The following is a 21,305-nucleotide window of genomic DNA, read 5'->3' on the forward strand; positions in this document are numbered from 1 at the left end:
ATTTTCTATTATAATTTAATTTTAAAAGATCTGATAATGTTTTCATAAAGATTTTTATTATAAAATTATATGTTTTCTACAAAGCCATAAAATTAATAAAAAATAAAAAATAAAACCAACAAATATCAAAATAAAGCTTGAATACTATGGAAAATAAAAATTTGATAATTATCTGTATAACTATTATCATCTGCGTAGTAGCAATATGTGGAACATTAATCTACGTTACAGGAAATCACATAGAAAACCAGACAAACAATACTACAACAAACAACACTACTATAAATACAACAGCAAATAACACAACAGACAACACAACAAACAGTACTACAACAACCACTAAAAAAACAACATCCCAACATAAAAGCTCAAACAGTGGCAGTTCGGATAGACCAGCTGTAGATTCCTCCGGAATTACACGTGAACAAGCAGATTACTTCGGATACAGATATACAACAGCTCATGGAGGACATTACATTGGCTCAAATGACCATTGGGACGAACAGGCACAATGTTACCATGATTAAAAACCAACATGACCCCCTCTTTTTTTTAATAATATTAATACTAGAAATGATATTTTATAAAAATAATTACTGAAAAATTAGAATTAAAAAAAAAAAAGATAATAAAAAGGATTTTTAAGCATATCTGGGAGTACATGTCTGTGAACCAGAATAAGTACCAAGATCATAGTATGATGAGAGTCTGTTACCATCCCCTGGTTCTATTTGTATTTCCGCTACATCAGGATATTTTGGCATAGGTGTGTTATCAGTTATTTTAACTGTACCATCTTGTCCAATAGTTACGGTTTGGAATTCATAACCATCATTTAGTGATTGATCATCTCTAGAATAGAATATTCTTACTTTGATTGTTTTTCCAGCAGCATTAGTTCCAAAGTTTAATGTGGCTGTTTCACCAGTATTTGGATTACCATCCGAATAAAATGTTACTGATGAAGGATATCCTGGACCAATATCAGATGATGAAGTTGACTGTGTACTTGAACTACTGGATGAACTTGCAGAATTACCTCCTGAATTTGAGCTACTATTGTTGTTAGTTACTGTTGCCTGTGTAGTGTTCTGGTTTGTATTATTATTTTCATCATGGTTGTCAAGTACAATAATTGCTGTTGCTGCTATTATTACAGTACAAATAATTATACAGATACATATTATTAACACTGAATTGTCCCTCATTAATTCACCTCCCACTATAAATTATCGTTAATAGTCCAGATTTAATTATAAGTAATTAGACTAGTTATTATCTAATTATTTGTAAAATATAGTAGTTATAATTTTTAATTCTAATCTAAAAAAAAATAGTAGGTGTGGTGGTGAGTTTTCATCTTTTTTTTAGTAATCCTCTGTTTTTGCTGGTAGTTTTGTTATTATTAGTGGTAATATGAATAGTACTCCGAATAGTATTAGTTCTACTGTTGTTGTTAGTGTATCTGATGTTAACATGTTAGATATGATTCCTGTTATCCATATTATAAATACTACTACTGGCAGTATGTATTTTATTAGTGTTATCCATGTTTTTCCTAGTTTTAGGAATGTTGCATTCTTGTTAATATTAGCTAGTATGTCATCAATTCCATATATCCAGGCTATGAGTATTATTTCAATGATTACATTTAGAACTACTCCGAAGTTGTTGGCGAATGTGTCAAATATTCCCAGTAGTGTTGATCCCATGGATGTTCCAAACATTAGTGATATTAGTATTCCTAGTATACATGTTATTGTTACACTTTTTGACCTGTTGAAGTTAAATTTCTCACTTAATGCTAGTGCTATTGGTTCTATTACTGATATATTTGATGTTAATCCTGCAAATAGTAGACATAAGAAGAATAATGGTCCTATTATATATCCGAATATTCCCATTGCATTGAAGATTTGTGGAAATACTATGAATGCTAGTCCTGTTCCCTGTGTCACTAGTTGGTCTAGTGGTATGTTATTTGTTGTACTCATAAATCCTAGTATACTGAATACTCCTATTGCTGTGAATAATTCAAATGAACAATTACTTATTGCTACTATCAGAGCATTTTTTGGTATGTTTGTCTCTTCCGGCAGGTAGCTTGCATATGCTATACTGATACACATTCCCACACTTAATGAGAACAGTATTTGTCCAAATGCAGATAGCCATATGTTTACATTGGTAAGTGTGCTTGGCTGTGGTGTTAGCAGTGTCATTATACCAATACTTGCTCCCGGTAGAGTTACTGCGAATAATACTATAATTATCATCATTACAAACAGTAATGGGATAAATATCTTATTAAATCGTCCTACTCCATCATTTAGGTTACGATGTGATATAAACCACATTATAAACCATATGATTAGCATTGCTATCATTACATAGACTGCTATGTGGAATATTCCTCCCGGATTTGATGCTTCTAGCACTACATTGTTAAAGAATGCATTTGTATCTGTTCCCCAACCCTTAAAGAAGCTTAGAGGTATGTATATTGCATCCCAGGCTACTACTGTACAATAGTAGGATAGTATGAGAAATGTTGATGTTAACATAAACCATCCGAAGTATTCATATTTCTTATTTATTTTTCGAACTATTCTGTTTATTCCTGCCTTGAATGTGTATCCACTTCCATATTCAAAGAATAGTAATGGAATACCCATACATATGATTGAAATTATGTATGGAACTAGGAATGCTCCTCCTCCATTAGTATATGCTACGTAAGGATAACGCCATATATTACCTAATCCTACAGCTGATCCAATCATTGCAAGCAGAAAATTTAGATTACTTGACCATTTTTGTTTATCTGCTGACATAAAAAAATAATAATCTCCCTTTTTTAGTATATTTTATAATAAATCATGAAAAATTTAGAAAAAATATGTGAAAAAATATATTAGTTAATAGTTATATTTTGTTAAAACTAGATAATATAATTATACATGAATCTTCCATATATGAATAACCGAATATGAAACATTGCTGTGATATTGAAGTTATTAAAAGTAAAATATTGAATTATCATATTTAATCAAGATTATTATTAATATTTCTTTTAATGTATCTTTAAAATAATTCACCTATTTTTAATCATTAAATTATTATTAAAGCTGTCACAAACTAGTATTATGGTAATGTTTTCCTGTTTTTTCTTTTTTTTAAAAAAGATAAGTCTGTAGTATTCTTTTTATTAAATCTATTTTTATGGAAATTTTCCAGATAACCTTCTTTAAATATTATATTAAAAAAGGATTAATTGGTAAATATTAATAATAATATAAATTCTATTAGAAGATGATATAATTGAAACACCATGAAGATAAGACAAATGTTATGAGGTTATTAGAGCAGAGAAATATTCCATATAAAAGTCATTATTATAAGGATAGTGGATTAATAAGTGGAGTTGATGTAATTAATTATCTGCATGAAAACCCTAATAGTGCATATAAAACACTAGTAACAAGAAGTAAGACTGATGAAAATTACGTTTTTTTAGTACCTGTGAGTAAAGAATTAGATTTAAAATTAGCAGCAGAGGCTGTTGGTGAAAAGAAGATAAAAATGGTGAAATCAAAGGAATTATTATCATTAACAGGGTATACTCATGGTGGATGTTCTCCAATAGGAATGAAACACACTTATCCAACTATTATAGATGATAGTTCTAAGCAGTTTGAAACAATATATTTTAGTGGTGGAAAGATTGGTTATCAAGTAGAACTTAGATTAGAGGATCTTAGAAAGATTATTAATTTCAAGTTAAAACATATAACTAAATAAAAAAATTTTATCTTATGCTCATTTTGTATTTTGTTTTTTTTTATTCCTTCTTTTATTGTAGGGTATATTTATTGGAATATCTAAAAATTAGTGATAAATATAAATAAAAAAAAGGGAGGTGTTGAAAGAATAATTCTCTATTTTTATTGTAATACAAAACCACCGTTAGGTGAGATTACCTGACCCGTGAGGTAAGGTGCTTGTAAAATATATTCCAGTGCTCCTGCTATATCAGAAACATCACCTATACGACCTATAGGTATTGTTGCTGCAAGTGCATTTAATTCATCCTGGTTTACTCCACGAAGCATGTCAGTCATAATCATTCCAGGTGCAATTGCATTTACACGTACTTTACGTCCTGCAAATTCTAGTGCTAATGCCCGTACTAATCCTATTACTCCTGTTTTTGCTGCACAGTAATCAGCCTGATTTATTACTCCTGTCATACCTCCTACTGATGCTGTACATACTATTGCTGTTTCACGATCTACCATGTATGGTAATGTTAAGTGACACATGTGCATCATACTTACGAGGTTTGTGTTTATTACTCTTTCATAATCTTCTGGTTGTAAATCTATGAAATTACAGTTGTTTGTTATTCCTGCATTGTTAACTAGTGCATCTATTTTATCTCCAAATGTATCTACTACTGTTTCCACTAGTTTTTTACAGTCTTCGAATTTACTTACATCTGCTTGTATTGCTATTCCTTCTACTCCATATTTTGTTTTGATTTCTTCTATTATCTCTTCTGTTTTTTCTTTGGATGAATCACTTCTGTAGTTGATTGCTACATTATAGCCCAGTTCTCCTAATTTGAGAGCCATTGCTTTTCCTATTCCTCTTGATCCACCGGTTATTATTGCATTTTTTGACATTTTTTATTTCCTCTTAAATAGTGTTTTACTACACTTCAATATTTAGTTTTATTGTTATTATACTTTTTGATAATTTATTATGATTAATCATTATAGAAATATCAGAGTATATCTTAAAAAAGATAATTAATAAGATAATAACAGAGAACAGGCCATGAATCAAAAAAAGAAAACACTATAAACAAAAAAGAGAAATAAACTAAAATAAAATTCAATAAATACAAAAAATATAGAGAATAAAAAAAATATAACACCATATTAAAAAAGAATAATATAAAAAAAGTATTATGAATTATTAATTATTTATACAGAAAATAATTAGTCTTTGATTAATTGATTTTTAAGTTTAAGCATACTTTTTTATTTCAAAAAGTCTTTTTAACTTATATTAAAGCATATCATTTCGAAAGTATTACTTAAAATCATTTCATAATACTTAAATCTATTTCTATTTCTATAACCTACTCTTATTAATTTTAAAGTATAAAAGAAGTCTGTCTGAATTTTGCCAGGTGATTCAAGTCATATCTTATCTTTTAATAATAATTCATGATTATGTTTAAGTATGAAATTTACATCATTTTAATAGGGCTATAATTATAGTGTCTATATAAAAAAGATAAAATAGTAAAAAAAGAAGATTATTTTTTAAAAAAATAATAATAATAATAATAGTAAAAAATTATACACTACTATTATTTGTCTCTTCTGGTGGTTGTACTTCGTTAGCAAATGCTCCTCCACTGATTACTCCAGTATATGCATTTATCTCATATTCACCTACTGTTTCACCATGATATACTATTACATATAAATAGCATATATTATCACCAGATCCTATTGTTGAATGGTATACTGCTGTTGCACCATCATAGTCACCGCCACGTAGAGAATTTTCTGCTATTTGTTTTGCTTTTGCTTTAGATATGAGTTTATTATTTGGTGTGCTGTTATTTGCATTGTTTATCACTGGCTTATTTGCATTGTTTTGATTATTAGTGTTTACCGTTGTTGGCTGTGATTGACTGTTAGGATTACTACTAGTTGATACTGCCTGAGCACTGCTACTGTTTGATGATGGATTCTGGGAATTTCCACTAGTTGCAACTGTATCATTAGCTACTCCTTCTTCACCAGATGATAACAGATCTATTGTATTTGTTGAACCATCATTAACTGAAGCTAATGGATTAAATAATTTTCCAGCATCGTTAATATTATATGTTGCAGCTACCACTCCTATTAGTGCTACAATTAATATTGCTAATACTACTTTTTTATCCAATATTTTTCACCCCAATTTATTTTAGTTTGTATAGTATACTTTTAATCTCTTTACATATATATTTTATTGAATAACAGATTCAGAAACGAAAAATCAAGATTATTAGAATTTTTATAAAGTTAAATCTATCATAGTAACTTATATGCTGTTATCTTTTAGTGTTAGTTACAGTTTATATTCCTCTGATTAATTTATGTATTTCTTATTTTATGATTCTACTATACAATAAGTACACTTCTTATATGATAATATTAATCCATAATTATGTAGTTTTTTCATTATATAATTATTATTATATAACTAATTTCTTTTTTGTATATAAAACTATACTGTATACTCAAAAATAACTTAAAATATGAAACTAAATATAATAAGTTAAAAGTAATACAATAAGAAGAGGTATTTATTTAATGAGTAATAATAACAATAGAAAAATTAAAAGGGTCAACAAAAATTACAGAGCAGATTAAGACTAAAAACAATACATCAGTACACAAGAATTCCGAAATTTTTTCATTACTATAGACACCTAACCTTTAAATAGTAGGTAATACTAACATTGTAGTAAGATAACTTTGTTATGTTTGTTATCTTTTAAAAAAAATGTAGGATGAAATATATTTAACTCGTCAAAATTAGTTACATAGCTAAGTAATATCTTAGCTATATAAGTACTAGTAACACTTCTTGTCCTCAACAAGAATAATAATCTTTGAGAATACTATTTTTTGACAGCCTTTGACTAATTAAAATTATATCTTACGATGATAATCTTTACAGTTAAATGCTGTAAATTATTTAATTTGAATGGGATACTTTGTATGTATTATGAAAGATTCATGGTATATGCGTTGTATTTTTTGATTCTGATTTGACATGATACTTTCATCGTGTTTAATAAAAAGTATAACTTTTTAGCAGTATCATGTATTATTGGATAATGTTTGTAGTTTAAGTTAAATAATTTGTATTTATTAGAAATTTAGGTAGGAATGTTTTATTAAATTATATTCTTACTTAACATTGTTAATTAAATTTAATCAAACCATTATTAATATACCATATTCATAAAATATTAAACAATATTTAATATAACATTGTTAACTTAAATAATATACCAAATACAACAACAATTTAATAAAAAAAAGATTATGATCAAAAAAACATAAACACAATATCAATAAGGAGATTGAATATATGAGTCCAAAAGGAGATCATAAAAAAAATCACCCACATAAAACAGAACAAGGAACCTACAAAATAGGAAAATGTAAAAGAAGAAAAATAAAAGAAATACTAGGAATCGACCTAGAAAACAAACCGGAAGTACAGGACATAAACCTCAACACAATAACAAGCCCCAACAGAGAACAAAGAGCACACGGAACCAACATATACTATGGAAAAGCATCAAAACTACTGGATGACGCTGTAAACTCAAACATACAGATACAAGAAAGAAAATTCCAACAATCAGGAGGATGTGTACTAAACTTCTATCTAGCAGTGAGAATAAGCACAATAAGAGATGCAGTAGTAATATACAACGCACCAGTAGGATGTTCCGCCTCAGCACTAGGATACAGAGAACTATTCAGAGGAGTACCAGAAGAATTAGGAAGACCCCACAGCTACAAACTAAACTGGATGACAACAAACCTTCAACAAAATGATGTAATCTACGGAGCAGGAGAAAAACTAAGAAAAACAATACTTGAAGCAGAGGAAAGATACCATCCGAAAGCAATATTCATACTAACCTCATGTACAACAGGAATCATAGGAGAAGACATAGAAGGTACAGTAGAAGACGTACAACCAGAAGTAGAAGCTACAATAGTACCAGTACACTGTGAAGGAGTAAGAAGCAGACTGGTACAAACAGGATACGATGCATTCTGGCACGCAGTACTAAAATACCTAGTAAAAAAACCAGAGAAAAAACAAAAAGACCTGGTAAACGTGGCAAGTATGCTATCATATACATGGCAAGACAGACTAGAAATAAAAAGACTACTAGGAAAACTAGGATTAAGAGTAAACTTCATACCAGAATTTGCAACAGTAGAACAATTCGAAAGACTAGGAGAAGCAGCTGTAACAGCACCAATATGTCCGACATACACAGACTACCTTTCACGAGGATTAGAACAAAAATTCGGAGTACCATACTTTTTATATCCAGTGCCAACAGGATTTAAAAACACTGATGAATGGCTAAGACAAATAGGAAAATACACAGACAAAGAAGAAGAAGAAGTAGAAGAACTAATCAAAGAAGAACATGCAAAATGGGAACCAAAACTAAATGCAATCAAACAACAATTCATAAAAATATCCAATGAACGTAAAAATGGAGAAAAAATAAAAGTACTAGGAGCACTAGGACAAGGAAGACTAGTATCACAAATGCCATATTTCGATGAATTAGGCCTGGAAGCACCAGCAGCAATGGCACAGGACTTTGATGAACTACTAATAGATGAATTAGCAGATATCATTGAAAGAAAAGGTGACTTTGACATAATGGTTAATACATTCCAAGCAGCAGAGCAAGCAAATGTAACATCAAATATAAAACCAGATTTAACATTAACTTGTCCATTCCAAGGAGGAAGCTGGAAAAGAGATACACAAGTAACAAGAATTCACTCATTACGAGGAGATCCGGCACCAGAAAGTGCTCAGTCAGCATATTCCGGAGCAGTAGCATATGGAGAATTTTTATTACGTGCATTTATCAATAAAGCATATCAGAAAACATTATCTGAAAAAACAGAGCCAGCATATAAAGACTGGTGGTATGAACAAGAAGATCCATTATACTTTGTTGAAAACAGAGATAATACTAAAAACAATGAAGAAGAAGTATATGGTAAATAAGCAAGAGGAGCTGTTAAATTGGCAAAAAATTCAGAAGAAATCAAGAAGGAAATTAATCAGAGTAAATACCACTTAGATCCTAAAACAACTGACATTGAAAGAGAATCCGTAGAAGCTCCAAGGTACGGCTGTGCATTATCTGGAGTATATGCAACAACTCTCGGCTTAAACAATGCTATTCCTATCCTACACTCAGGAGCAGGATGTGGTGTAGCACATCTATTTGGAACACTATATCCTGGAGGACAATCCTGTGGACAAAATAAGGGAGGAACAGCAACTCCATGTTCATGTCTAGTAGAAGAACATGTGATTCTTGGTGGAGAAGAAAAATTAGATAACCTCATAGATTCCACAATAAAAATATCTAACTCTAACTTCTACGTTGTAATCTCAGGATGTGTACCATCACTAATAGGAGATGATGTAGATAGTGTAGTTGAGAATTACCAGTTCAATCATGATATTATACATGTAAATGCACCTGGATTTAAAGCACACTCCTTCGAGGGATATAATCTATTCTGGGATTCTCTTATTGAAAGTGATATATTACAGAAACAGGAAGTTGAAAAGAATACTATTAACATATTAGGAGTGCTACCTTATAATAATGTTTTCTGGAAAGGAGATTTATATGAAATAAAACAATTATTCGCAGCACTTGGTGTTAATGCAAATGTTATTTTCGGATATGGTGATGGATTAACAAATCTTAAAAATGTGCCAAAAGCAGCACTTAATGTGGTTGTAAACCCATGGTTAGGTGTAAGAGCAGCAAAAAAACTTAAAGAAAAATTTGGAACTCCTTACATAACTTTTCCAGGTATACCTATAGGTGCTAAACAAACATCATCATTTATTGATAGAGTAGGTAGAACTTTAAATATTGATGAAGTAAAATTATCTAATTTCATAAAATCAAAAGAAAAAAATTATTACCACATATTTGAAGCACCAGGGGATGCTATAATATTAAGTCGTCCTAACCAGTACTTTGCAGTTGTTGCAGATAGTGCATATGCAATTGGATATACGAAGTTTTTAACTAATGAATTAGGATATCTTCCGGATATTGTGCAGATAACAGATAATCCGCCAGTAGAGGTAAGAGAGAAGATTATTAAGGAAATCAATAATTCATTAGAATCCACAATTACTCCTGATGTAATATTTGAAGCAGATACTTATCGTATTCGAGAAAATTTAAAGGATAGACCATTTACATTCCTACTTAGTAGTTCATTAGAAGCTCCGACAGCTTCAGAGGATTTTGGTGCATGTCATGTAAGTGCAGCATTCCCTATATTAAGTAGTGCTGTTCTTGTAAATCATTATGGTGGATATTATGGTGGATTAACATTATTCGAAGATCTGGTTTCAACATTTGTAGGACCATTATAGGAAAAATAATAAGGAAGGTGATTAAATGACAAAAAGAAAACAAATAGCAATATACGGAAAAGGTGGAATAGGAAAATCAACAACAACATCAAACCTATCTGCAGCATTATCAGACCTAGGATACAGTGTAATGCAAGTAGGATGTGACCCAAAAAATGATTCAACCACAACACTCAGAGGTGGAAAAACCATACCCACAGTACTAGACACCATACGAGAAAGAAAAAACAACCTAGACAACATAGTATATGACGGATACAATGGAATATACTGTGTAGAAGCAGGAGGACCTGAACCAGGAGTAGGATGTGCAGGTCGAGGAATCATAGCAGCAATAGAATTACTAGATTCAAATGGAATAATAGAAGACTATGATCCAGACATAATCATTTATGACGTACTAGGAGACGTAGTATGTGGAGGATTTGCAATGCCGATTCGTAAAGGAGTAGCAGAACAAGTATACACTGTAACATCCTCTGACTACATGGCAATATATGCTGTAAACAACCTATTTAAAGGAATACTTAAATATGCAAACAAGGGAGGAGCTTTAGTTGGTGGAATTATTGGAAACTCCATAAAAAACTCCACACAGGAAGCAATGATAGAGGACTTCAGTAACCATACTGGAACAAATGTAATAAACTATGTGCCAAGGTCATCAACAGTAACAAGATGTGAATTAGATGGAGTTACAACAATAGAAGGAGCACCGGATTCAGAACAAGCAGAAGTATATAGAAATCTAGCAAGAAATGTTATAGAAAATAAGGATAAAATAAAACCAAAACCATTCTATGGAGACGATTTATCAGAATGGGGATCCACATGGATAACAGAACTACTCCAAGCAGAAAAAGTTGAAAGAGATAATATTCAATCAGAAGGTTCAGGAATATAATAGTGATAATTTACCCCAATAATCATGAAATTTCCCCATAAAATCCTAAACCTTCTTTTTTTTAAAAACAAAGCATATCCTCAATATTTCTCCACTAAAAAAATAGAATGTAAAACGTTAACATAATCATAAAAAGGAGTGAAAAACCATGAGTAAAGAAGATACAAGCTTTTCACATATAACAAAAGTACATCCCTGCTTTAATGAAAAGATACATGATAAAGTAGGAAGAATACACATACCAATAGCACCAAAATGTAACATACAATGTGGATTCTGTACAAGATCAATAAACAAAACAGAAAACAGGCCAGGAGTATCCTCAGAAATAATGACCGTGAATAAAGCAATAGAACACATAAGAAAAGTAACAAGTACAGACCAGCCCATAAATGTAGTAGGAGTAGCAGGTCCTGGAGACTCATTATACAATGAGAACACACTTAAATTATTCAAGAAAATAGGAGAAGAATTTCCAGAAATGATTCTATGTATGAGTACAAACGGATTACTAGTACCTGATTATGCAGAGGAAATACAAACAGCAGGAGTAAAAACCGTGACAATAACAATCAACGCCATAGACCCAGAAATAGGTGTTCAAATATATGATAACATACACTACCACGGAAAAACATACCATGGAAGAGAAGGATTTGAATTACTCCTGAAAAATCAATTAAAGGGAATAGAACTACTATCACAGAAAGGAATAATAGTAAAAGTAAATAGTGTACTAATACCAGGACTCAACGATGAACATATAATTGACATAGCACGAGAAGTGAAATTCCGTGGAGCATCAATAATGAATATAATACCATTAATACCTTTAAATAAATTCAAAGGATATTCACGTCCTGGTTGTGGCGAATTAAGTAAAGTACGAGATGAAGTAGAACAAATAATACCAGTATTTAGAGCATGTACGCAATGCAGAGCTGATGCCTTCGGAATACCTGGAAAACAAGATCAAGACTTCGCATTAGGCTTAACCCCTGCTAGTCACTACTAATTCCAAATATATAAATCACACTACTACTACTTTTTTTTATTTTAATATACAACAGGTATTATTCTTCTCAAAAAAAGAATAATAATAAAAATGTGGAGGGGATTGTGTTAGAATTTATTGGTTAATAAATTCCTTTAATTCTTCCTGTGATTCACTGTCTGTTAATCTTTTTCCTTGTTTCCAGCTGATTTCAGGGTATGCTTTTTCTAAGTCATTAACTGGTCCTGTTACTCCTGTTCCACCAGATGTTACGAATGTGATTATTGATTTATCACTGAAATCCGTGCTTTCTAGGAATGTGCTTATTATGTTTGGATATGTATACCACCATACTGGGAATCCCAGTACTATTGTATCATATTCTGATACATCTATCGTGTTTTTTATTGCTGGTCTTATTGATTTATCCTCTTTTTCATTTGTTGTTCTGCTGTTCTGGTCCTGCCAGTCTAGATCAGCATCTGTATATGCTGTCTCGGGCGTTATTTCAAACAGGTCATCATCATCTATTTTTGACAGTTTTTCAGCAGCGTTCTTTGTTACTCCGCTAGCTGAGAAGTATGCTATTAATTTTTTTGTCATATTTTATCAACTCTTATACTATATTATATAATATAGATATAGATATATTTAACTATATCAATACAGTAGTGCTGTCAGCAGTGTAAGATACTCAGGAAACCTGCCATTTTCAAAGTCTATGCTTTCTAATTCAAAGCCGAAGACATCGGTAAGCGTTTTATTAACCAGTGTGCCTATGGATTCTATTGAATGTCTGACCTTGTCAGGGAATCTGCATGGTTCATCATTTATTCTGCTGCATTCCTCACAGATATCACAGAAACCGGCAGATAATACCAGACCATCAGCTTCAGCCTCTTTAGCCATTAACTCTGACAGTATCCTACTTTTTTCCTTGAAAAGTGTCATGTCAACAATATCAATTATCTCATCAATATTGAAGCTTTTCTGTCTAAATTCATCAGTGAAATTTAATTTCAGAGCTATTAACTTTATATTGTCATACCTTGTCCAGTATTCACTGACATCCTCCCTGAATTCAGGACATCCCCAATTGTTATTGTACATGTTACATTCCCTGCATAATTTTCCAGTGTATTCCAGGTCCACAAAGTTCTCATAGAATTCACTGGTGGGAACTGTTTTCACAATACGTTCCACTGTATACACGTCATCTAGATTAAGATTATCAATCATTGTTATCACCACAGCCTTAATAATCATTATCTGTCTTTAAGTATAAATCATTATAGGTATAAAAATACAACCTTACTAAAACATGGAATATAGATGAAGTGATATAGGGTTCGTAGTGTATTTATGGTATTCTCTTGATGTTCAATATTGAAGGGTAAACAAATTTATTTAAACATGGATAATCATATAAGTTTATAAGAAAAAAATAGTAGTAAGACATAAGATATTGTCACCTATAAAATATAATAGATATTACCCATATTAAACAGGACAAAACCAATAGGATAATAGACATGACTATCAACATAGGATTGGGTTGGCTAGTAATTGGCAGTACTGCTAGTTTTTTTATGATATTACCAGTTTCTCTTTTAATTCGTAAGTTTCTCTTAAGTGATTATTTCTATAATAAGACAGGTTATAAAACGTATTATGTTAATGATAATGGTTCACGGAATTTCATAGACCCTGTAAATTATTCAGTTTGTTTTATTTTTTTGTGCTTGTTGGTTGGATGACTTATTCAATATCTTTCTTTACAGAAAATTATTTCTTCTTTCATCTCGGATTAGTTTTATGTGGTTTACTTACATACTGTTCTGTTATCACATTTCTTCGTAAGAAAATCTTTTATTATGATGGAGACAAATACGCAAGTGAGAAAAGATATTTTGGAACTTACCCGTCATGCAGTTTAGCCTGGGAATATCTCATATCATGTTTAACACATTAATTCTATCAATGTATCTGGTATCCCATAAAACATCCATCATCTACGGTTTAATAATACTATTAGTAATATTACATGTATTCTTATTGCCTGATTATATGAATAAAGTGTTACCCTGGGAAGTCAGAACAGAAAAAGGGGTTTTTGTGGAGAGTGTCATTATAATACAGGTAGTCTTCTATACAGTTTTATATCTAACATTCGTTTATTAAAGAGATACAAATGATAATATCTCCTCTTCTCCTCTTTTTCTTTTATTGTTAAAACATGATTTTATGGTGTTCTGTAAGGATAAACCTGGTATTTATCATAATAATCTTCTAGCCAGAGCTTTAATATCGGATCTGCAATCATGTACTCTTTATTGTCTAATTCTATTAGGATGAGATTCTGAAGTTTTTTAAGGGGTTTGCTTATTGACCCTGATGTGACATTTAATTTCTCAGCCAGGTCTTTTCTTTTCAGAGGTTTTTTTATCAGGGATGTTATGATTTTCTGTTCCTGATTGGTTAGTTCATACCATAGGTTAATGTAATGCATTGCTAGAAGAGGAAGGATATGTTTAAATTCTTCCTTTAATGTATCCTTATCAAGTAACTTATCAGGGGGCAGGCACTTTGCAAATGTGTTGATATATGTCGGAATACCTCGGGTATAGGTATAGAATTGTTTTAAGCCGTCTTCAGTGAATGTCAAGTGGTCTGCTTTTTCCTTAAGATAGGACCTGGTAGTTTCATATGAAAACGGCTTTATTTCAAGGGTAAGTATTCTGCCGCCGAATGCTCCGTTACTTCCGGCAACCTGTTCTATGAATTCATCTTTTAAACTCATACTGCCAGTCAACACGTAAGCCACATTTTTCTGGTCCTGTATGCTGCTTCTCAGAAACCATAAAAAGCTGTCCAGTTGCTGATTCAGTTCTTTCAGTAATTGGAATTCATCAAAGAATATGAAGACTCCTTTTATTTCCTTTTCATATTCATGGTAGATTTCCTGTGGAAGGTTTATTACAAAGTTGGCCAGCTTGGTGTAGTTTTCATTTATTTCAGGTACTGGTATTGGTAGATTGTTGTAGTTAATGATTTTATCAATGCTTATATCATTGGTTTTGAATATTTTTTTAATTTTCTTGTCAAATGTCTTTAATCCTTTTTTCTCGCATTCCTTTATTATGCAGTCATATAATAACCTGATTACAGATTCCCTGTCGAATCTATTGTCCTGGTATGCGTCTGACTTGGATAGGTCTGCATAGATTACCAGAAATTCCTCATCGAATTGCCGTTTTATTTTTCTGATAAGTGCTGTTTTTCCAACACCTCTGATGCCTGTGAGAAATAGTGTGGGTGTGGAGCCCTGTGTGCTGCTGTATAGCAGATTGCTTATCATGTTAATGTCATCTACTCTGTTATAGAATTGTGAGTCTGTTAATTCGTTATCTGTACCCCATGCTATTGTCATAATTAATACACCTTATTGTTTTTTTACAATATATAATGTATTTTGCAATACATATAAATGTTATTGTTATTTACAATACATAATGTGTTCAGCAATATAAACTATACTTATTGTAATCTGCAATACATCCAGAGTTTCAGCTGTTATCTATTATATACTCCTTATAATATTCATCGAGAAGATTAAACAGTTCATCCCTTGTACTGACTCTGAAAATTTTTTCTTTGATTACATGATTTCTGGGAAAATACTTAACATAATATGAGAGAGGGTTTCTAATTTTTTTAAAAGTCCTTTTTTCATCATTATCCTCCAGAAACAAATCCACATGCCTCTTTATCAGATTAATTCTCTCCTCGATAGTTATTTCTCCGGGTCTGATTCCATAATCAAGGTAATCAACACATTCCTTAATCAGCCATGGATTTCCGAGCACTCCCCTTCCGATCATCACAGCTTCGCAGCCTGTCTCATCTATCATTCTCTCGGCATCAAAACATGAATTGATATCACCATTACCTATGACCGGTACGGATGCCTGTTCCTTGACTTCTCTGATAATGGACCAGTCTGCCTTGCCGGAGTATCCCTGGGTTTTAGTACGTGGATGAACAGTAATTCCCGATGCACCCGCATCTTCAACAACTCCAGCAATCTCAACGGCATTAACACTTTTTTTATCCCATCCACTTCTGATTTTAACTGTTACAGGAATTTTGACAGTGTCTGTGACTGCTTCTACAATACTATATGCCCTTTCCGGGTCCTTTAGTAAAGAACTACCTGCATTGGAGTGTACAGCCACCTTCTTTACAGGGCAGCCCATGTTTATATCTATAATATCGGGCCTTACTTTGTCATATACATATCTTGATGCTATCCTGAATGAATCGGAATCCTGTCCGAACAATTGTACTGATATAGGTCTTTCAGAGTCAGTCATGCGGAGCATTTTATCTGTTTTCTTACTTCCATATTTGACTGCATTGGTGGATATCATTTCACTGGAGACAAGGCCGCAGCCCATTGATTTGACAATAGTCCTGAAAGATGAATCACATACTCCTGACATTGGGGCTAATATGACCTGGTTATCTATCTTTACATCTTTAATTTTCCATTTCATAAAATCATGCGCTGAATTTTTTTATTATTTGGTTTTGTATAAGATCTATATTTGTATAATAAAATTCATTAAAAAAATATTAAATCATTCCAAAATCTTGAAACTTTAATATACTACCATGAAATTCAATATTACACTTAACTTAAAAAATCAAGGAATAGTGGTAAGTTAAATAGTGATATAAGAATAATAAATATCTATTTAAATATTAGGAATAGGTATGAGTATATTAATAAAAGAAATCTGTTCTACAAATAATTATCTGAAATCCGGACAAATTAAACTTTCCGATTTTAGAATTTAAACACCAGAAAAACATGATTTATAAAGTTATTAAAAAAATAGAAAAAGTAATTTAACATTTTATTCTGTTTTTGTATTGTTTGGTGTAGGGTTTGTGATGTATTCTTGGATATTTTATGGATATTTATATTAAACTGAAAAATAATTCATTATTTTAGTAAAAAAAAAGGTAAATACATACTTAAATAGAAATCAGACCCATAAAATTTATATAATTTATTAAATATATATAGTAATAATTAGTTTATAAATATACTAATTATTATAAATTATTTTAATAAAAAATAAAGGAGTGAAAATAGACAAATTATGAAAATAAAGTACAAAATATTAATACTACTTACAATAATATTACTCTCTGTTTCCGTAGTTAATGCAGCAAATATAGAAAATAACTATACAAATCAAACCAATCAAAAAACATATACATATGAACATTCAATAGTACAACAAAACACTACACATAGCAATAAATATACAAAATATCAAGACAATAATAAAAACAACAGTAAACTAGATGATAATATTAAAAATAAAACAATAAAAAAGAAACAAATTAATTTTAACAAAAATAAAACATTACTACGTTCAACCACAGTAAACAGCTATTCTTATAATGGTATACTTAGTGGAGCTAATAGAACAACCAATTTTATTAATAATAACCATAGATTACCTGCTGTTGTTGGTATTGATGGTAAAAATGTTAATATGAATGATTTTTTATACTTATTATGTAAATCACTTAATAGCACATCATCAACAACGCTGACAAATTATTCACATGTATCCAGTACTACAGGAACAAACTGTAACAATGTGAAAATATATAAAAAAGATTATCTAACCCTCTCAAATGAAATAATAAAATGTTACGATATTAATAAACGTAATCCTAAAGACATCTCATTATACAGTAATACTATCAGTTATGATGATGCAATCTACTTTTATGCAAGAGCAGTAGCATGGAAATACAACCATAAAGGAACGTTACCCAATTATGGGACAGTAATCGCACTTTACAATAATGACTATTCGACAGAAGAGGATGCACTGATAATAAATACAACCACACCATTCACAATAAACTCTACAACAAAACAATTAAGTAACGGAAAATACAATCTGACACTGAAATCCTCTGAAAACTGTACAATTTATTATACAACTGATGGAACCACGCCAACGAACAACAGTACGAAATATGCCCGTACGCTGACAATATCAAATGATACAGTAATAAAATATTATGGAATCAATAAAAACAAACAAAAAACACCAGTGCTTACCTATGGAATATATCAACCATCAACACCATATATAACAAACAAACCACAGTTAGAACAAAATGGATATGAAAATAAGGTAAACATAGCAACATCACAGAAAAGCACAATATACTACACAATAAATGGAACCAAACCAACAACTCAAAGCACAATATACACACAACCCTTAACAATACATAATAATACATTATTACAATACTTCACCATAACAGAAAAAGGAAAGAAAAGTCCAACCTATTACTACAAACTACAAAATCCCACACCCTATGTAACAATCTTAAACAACACAGAAGTAGACCATAACTACCAAAATATTAAAATAATAGCAAACAAACCTGGAACAATATACTACACCCGAAATGGAACATTACCGACCAACAAAAGCAATAAATATAATGCTAGCAGCCAACTAAACATATCAATAAAAACACAGATAAACGCGATACTCCAAGACAAACAAGCAAAAAAATCAGAAAACAAATTCTACCAGGCGCCACAAATAATAACACTACCAATAGTAACAGTAAATGTATATTCTTACCATTATCAAATTAGTAAAACACAGCGAATATATTTCAGAATGGATGAAAACCAGGAAACATATTATACAACAGATAATACCAATCCTAAAAACAGTAGCACGAGAAAAATAATGAAATATTCACCAAAAATACAAAATATGTGTTTCAACATTACAAATAACACAATAGTCAAATATTATACAAAAGATACAAAATTAAATATCACTTCAAACATATATACATATAAACCTTTGAAAAATCAAAGCGAAGAAATAACCATAACAATATTAAACACAACTCCACTATACACAAAAGGAGCAATAAACACAAAAAAAGAAGAAAAAGTGAAAATAGCAGTGAATGGATTAAATTTTCTAGTTAATGTCGCACAAGATGATACTGATAATTGGAACAGTTTATACGATAAAGAAGAGTATACATTAAATAATACAAGTAAAATAATAATAGAAACTCCATATATGACAAAAATAAAAGAATATACTTTAAAAAATGGACTAAGAACAAGAATGAACTACACATACACAATGAAAATACCATATCAAAAAATAAAATTCACAATAAATAATACTACAATATTAAATCTAAATAATAAAACAATGGAAAACAAAATAAAAAATGGAAGTTATCTATTATACGATTATAGTACTAAAACATGCAAAACAACATCCTCTGGAAATCTAACAAAACAGGGAATTCTAATTAATATAGCTAACAATACCATTATCATAAAAACATATGACTATACTTATGGTGATGTAAATCAAGTAAGTATAACAAAAGAATGGGTGAACTACAATACCATAAAAGTATCCTCTATAAATAATGGCATGAAAAAAGAAATAGGAACATTATACATGCCCTCCCTAGATTATATTGATTGTTATTTTATAAGTAATAATTTTTATAAATCAGATTATATTCATGATTATTTAAGTTCAACAAAAATAAATAATAATCGAACATTAGAATCCGTTGAAACGTATATTTTAACAAATCAGAAAATAACATATGACACCTTGAAAAACTGGACACAAAAATATTCATTATATAATAAAAGTGTTTATAAATCATGTTATGGAACATTCTTAACAGGATTAACACATTTATTTTTACATAATGCTATGATGACTGTTATTGATCATGAACTTAACATAACATCCAAAGCATTCTACAATACACAAATGCGTGTAGCTATAACATGTAGTGGTCATACAAGTGTAGATATAGACGATGGATCTCATGGAACTATTATAAATAGTAATAATGAATCAAATTTCAAAATTCATAACTTCCTAAATGGTTATGTATGTTCCTATTTAGAAGATTTGGTTTTATATATGGCAGGGGATAACAATAGTGGGTCTGCTTATACATACTTTGTAAATGACGTTTTTAATTATAAAACTATTAATTTTACTTATGATAATAATACAGGTCAAATGAAAATACATACACAAGGTAATAATGACTATTATATTATAATATACGCTGATGGTTCAACAGAATGGGCAATATCTAATCATAGAGATGAAATCAAAACATTAAAAATGACATCTCGTTACAATAAGTCTACAGATAATGATACGTTTATAGATAATGAATTAAATGGAGGTAGTGGAACACCAGGTTATGGTTATAATTATGAATCAACTGCAACAGATATACTTTCTGAATCCATTTCTAGTTTAGATAATATATTAAGTTGGGGATCAAAAAATTTAAATTTATCCGATGCTCAATGGGAAACTTTTAATTTTGCTGAGGACCAAGCTGGTTCAATATTGATTGGTACTGGTATTTGTTTGATTTGTGCAAGTGGCGTTGGAGCAATACCTATAGCACTCATAGCTGGCGGATGTGCATTATGTTATTTTTCAACAGGCGTTAATGAAGTAGATGATTTTTTTAATCCCTACTATTATATTAAAGGAGCGTGGAGTATTTCTGCAGCAGTTGTTACTGGGTGTGTGGGTGGTCCCGTTACAGAAGAATTTGCAAAAATAACCGCTACTACTATAACAAAAGAAATAGATAAAGAAATAATAACAGCATCAATTCGTGAAGCATTAGCTAGAAATAATTTAAACGATACTGAGAAAATTCCTAGATTTTGTATGGATGCTATTGAAGATAAATTTCAGGATTGGGGAATAGATTATGTTTTAAATAATACCGAACGAATTGTTCCATCATAATATTCGGAAAAGAATATATAAAAGATTTAATAAGGAGGGAAAGTAATGGAAATAGAAAATATATCTTATAAAAGATTGAAAATATTATTAATAATAGGACTTATTATTTTAATATTAGGAATAATTATAAATGAAAGACATATCTTAGGAATAGGTATTGGATTTACTTTAATGGATATTATTTTATTAATTTATAAAAGGAAGGATAAAAAAGAAAATTAATCCTCTTTTTATCTTTTTATCCTTGAATAAAGAGAAGATA

At 30.5% G+C, this 21,305-nt stretch carries 16 protein-coding genes; 8 read left to right on the forward strand and 8 right to left on the reverse strand.

Annotated elements, in window-relative coordinates; all coding sequences use genetic code 11:
- Positions 1-146 precede the first annotated feature (146 nt).
- The gene (locus OTK55_RS08080; RefSeq protein WP_274871808.1) at positions 147-527 is read left to right on the forward strand and encodes a hypothetical protein; all 381 of its coding nucleotides are present in this window, start codon (positions 147-149) and stop codon (positions 525-527) included.
- A gap of 114 nt (positions 528-641) precedes the next feature.
- Here OTK55_RS08080 and OTK55_RS08085 read toward each other — a convergent pair whose 3' ends face one another.
- Positions 642-1,208, reverse strand: coding sequence for a hypothetical protein (locus tag OTK55_RS08085; protein ID WP_274871810.1), 567 nt, complete (start codon positions 1,206-1,208; stop codon positions 642-644).
- Between the two features lie 159 nt (positions 1,209-1,367).
- On the reverse strand, positions 1,368-2,834 hold the full coding sequence (locus OTK55_RS08090) for a sodium-dependent transporter (protein ID WP_274871812.1): 1,467 nt from the start codon (positions 2,832-2,834) through the stop codon (positions 1,368-1,370).
- A 487-nt stretch (positions 2,835-3,321) separates the two neighbouring features.
- Here OTK55_RS08090 and ybaK point away from each other — a divergent pair, with 487 nt between their 5' ends.
- Entirely contained in the window at positions 3,322-3,801 is a 480-nt protein-coding gene (gene ybaK, locus OTK55_RS08095) for a Cys-tRNA(Pro) deacylase (protein WP_274871814.1), read from the forward strand.
- A gap of 143 nt (positions 3,802-3,944) precedes the next feature.
- Here ybaK and OTK55_RS08100 read toward each other — a convergent pair whose 3' ends face one another.
- Together OTK55_RS08100 and OTK55_RS08105 are read right to left on the reverse strand one after the other, a co-directional pair.
- Complete coding sequence (locus tag OTK55_RS08100) at positions 3,945-4,685, reverse strand: SDR family NAD(P)-dependent oxidoreductase (RefSeq protein WP_274871816.1); 741 nt, start codon at positions 4,683-4,685, stop codon at positions 3,945-3,947.
- Between the two features lie 682 nt (positions 4,686-5,367).
- Complete coding sequence (locus OTK55_RS08105; protein ID WP_274871817.1) at positions 5,368-5,970, reverse strand: hypothetical protein; 603 nt, start codon at positions 5,968-5,970, stop codon at positions 5,368-5,370.
- A 1,197-nt stretch (positions 5,971-7,167) separates the two neighbouring features.
- Here OTK55_RS08105 and OTK55_RS08110 point away from each other — a divergent pair.
- From OTK55_RS08110 to OTK55_RS08125, 4 genes are all read left to right on the forward strand, one after another.
- On the forward strand, positions 7,168-8,853 hold the full coding sequence (locus OTK55_RS08110; protein WP_274871818.1) for a nitrogenase component 1: 1,686 nt from the start codon (positions 7,168-7,170) through the stop codon (positions 8,851-8,853).
- Between the two features lie 18 nt (positions 8,854-8,871).
- Positions 8,872-10,257, forward strand: a complete 1,386-nt coding sequence (locus tag OTK55_RS08115; protein WP_274871819.1) for a nitrogenase component 1 — start codon at positions 8,872-8,874, stop codon at positions 10,255-10,257.
- Between the two features lie 25 nt (positions 10,258-10,282).
- Positions 10,283-11,161: a nitrogenase iron protein NifH gene (locus OTK55_RS08120; protein WP_274871821.1), complete on the forward strand. Its 879-nt coding sequence runs from the start codon at positions 10,283-10,285 to the stop codon at positions 11,159-11,161.
- Positions 11,162-11,309: 148 nt separating this feature from the next.
- Entirely contained in the window at positions 11,310-12,176 is an 867-nt protein-coding gene (locus OTK55_RS08125) for a radical SAM protein (RefSeq protein ID WP_274871822.1), read from the forward strand.
- Between the two features lie 114 nt (positions 12,177-12,290).
- Here the strand turns inward: OTK55_RS08125 and OTK55_RS08130 are convergent, their stop codons facing one another.
- From OTK55_RS08130 to dusB, 4 genes are all read right to left on the reverse strand, one after another.
- Positions 12,291-12,758: a flavodoxin gene (locus OTK55_RS08130; protein WP_274871823.1), complete on the reverse strand. Its 468-nt coding sequence runs from the start codon at positions 12,756-12,758 to the stop codon at positions 12,291-12,293.
- Between the two features lie 57 nt (positions 12,759-12,815).
- The gene (locus tag OTK55_RS08135; RefSeq protein WP_274871825.1) at positions 12,816-13,394 is read right to left on the reverse strand and encodes a DUF2284 domain-containing protein; all 579 of its coding nucleotides are present in this window, start codon (positions 13,392-13,394) and stop codon (positions 12,816-12,818) included.
- A gap of 1,003 nt (positions 13,395-14,397) precedes the next feature.
- A complete protein-coding gene (locus OTK55_RS08140) occupies positions 14,398-15,585 on the reverse strand; it encodes an AAA family ATPase (RefSeq protein ID WP_274871827.1) in 1,188 nt (395 codons plus the stop codon).
- A 136-nt stretch (positions 15,586-15,721) separates the two neighbouring features.
- Positions 15,722-16,711, reverse strand: coding sequence for a tRNA dihydrouridine synthase DusB (gene dusB / locus OTK55_RS08145; RefSeq protein ID WP_274871829.1), 990 nt, complete (start codon positions 16,709-16,711; stop codon positions 15,722-15,724).
- Positions 16,712-17,323: 612 nt separating this feature from the next.
- Here dusB and OTK55_RS08150 point away from each other — a divergent pair.
- Together OTK55_RS08150 and OTK55_RS08155 are read left to right on the forward strand one after the other, a co-directional pair.
- Positions 17,324-21,043 carry a chitobiase/beta-hexosaminidase C-terminal domain-containing protein gene (locus tag OTK55_RS08150; RefSeq protein WP_274871831.1) on the forward strand — a complete coding sequence of 1,240 codons (3,720 nt, stop codon included), beginning with the start codon at positions 17,324-17,326 and terminating at the stop codon, positions 21,041-21,043.
- 45 nt (positions 21,044-21,088) lie between these two features.
- Positions 21,089-21,265 carry a hypothetical protein gene (locus OTK55_RS08155; protein WP_274871833.1) on the forward strand — a complete coding sequence of 59 codons (177 nt, stop codon included), beginning with the start codon at positions 21,089-21,091 and terminating at the stop codon, positions 21,263-21,265.
- Positions 21,266-21,305: the final 40 nt, after the last annotated feature.

This window comes from Candidatus Methanosphaera massiliense, assembly GCF_028890305.1.
GTDB lineage: Archaea > Methanobacteriota > Methanobacteria > Methanobacteriales > Methanobacteriaceae > Methanosphaera > Methanosphaera massiliense.

Excerpts from the sequence above, each read along its gene's own strand:
- OTK55_RS08080 (WP_274871808.1), top strand. The coding sequence starts at position 147 with ATGGAAAATAAAAATTTGATAATTATCTGTATAACTATTATCATCTGC.
- OTK55_RS08085 (WP_274871810.1), bottom strand. The coding sequence starts at position 1,208 with ATGAGGGACAATTCAGTGTTAATAATATGTATCTGTATAATTATTTGT.
- OTK55_RS08140 (WP_274871827.1), bottom strand. The coding sequence starts at position 15,585 with ATGACAATAGCATGGGGTACAGATAACGAATTAACAGACTCACAATTC.
- OTK55_RS08090 (WP_274871812.1), bottom strand. The coding sequence starts at position 2,834 with ATGTCAGCAGATAAACAAAAATGGTCAAGTAATCTAAATTTTCTGCTT.
- OTK55_RS08100 (WP_274871816.1), bottom strand. The coding sequence starts at position 4,685 with ATGTCAAAAAATGCAATAATAACCGGTGGATCAAGAGGAATAGGAAAA.
- OTK55_RS08135 (WP_274871825.1), bottom strand. The coding sequence starts at position 13,394 with ATGATTGATAATCTTAATCTAGATGACGTGTATACAGTGGAACGTATT.
- OTK55_RS08110 (WP_274871818.1), top strand. The coding sequence starts at position 7,168 with ATGAGTCCAAAAGGAGATCATAAAAAAAATCACCCACATAAAACAGAA.
- OTK55_RS08125 (WP_274871822.1), top strand. The coding sequence starts at position 11,310 with ATGAGTAAAGAAGATACAAGCTTTTCACATATAACAAAAGTACATCCC.
- OTK55_RS08155 (WP_274871833.1), top strand. The coding sequence starts at position 21,089 with ATGGAAATAGAAAATATATCTTATAAAAGATTGAAAATATTATTAATA.
- OTK55_RS08150 (WP_274871831.1), top strand. The coding sequence starts at position 17,324 with ATGAAAATAAAGTACAAAATATTAATACTACTTACAATAATATTACTC.
- dusB (WP_274871829.1), bottom strand. The coding sequence starts at position 16,711 with ATGAAATGGAAAATTAAAGATGTAAAGATAGATAACCAGGTCATATTA.
- OTK55_RS08120 (WP_274871821.1), top strand. The coding sequence starts at position 10,283 with ATGACAAAAAGAAAACAAATAGCAATATACGGAAAAGGTGGAATAGGA.
- OTK55_RS08130 (WP_274871823.1), bottom strand. The coding sequence starts at position 12,758 with ATGACAAAAAAATTAATAGCATACTTCTCAGCTAGCGGAGTAACAAAG.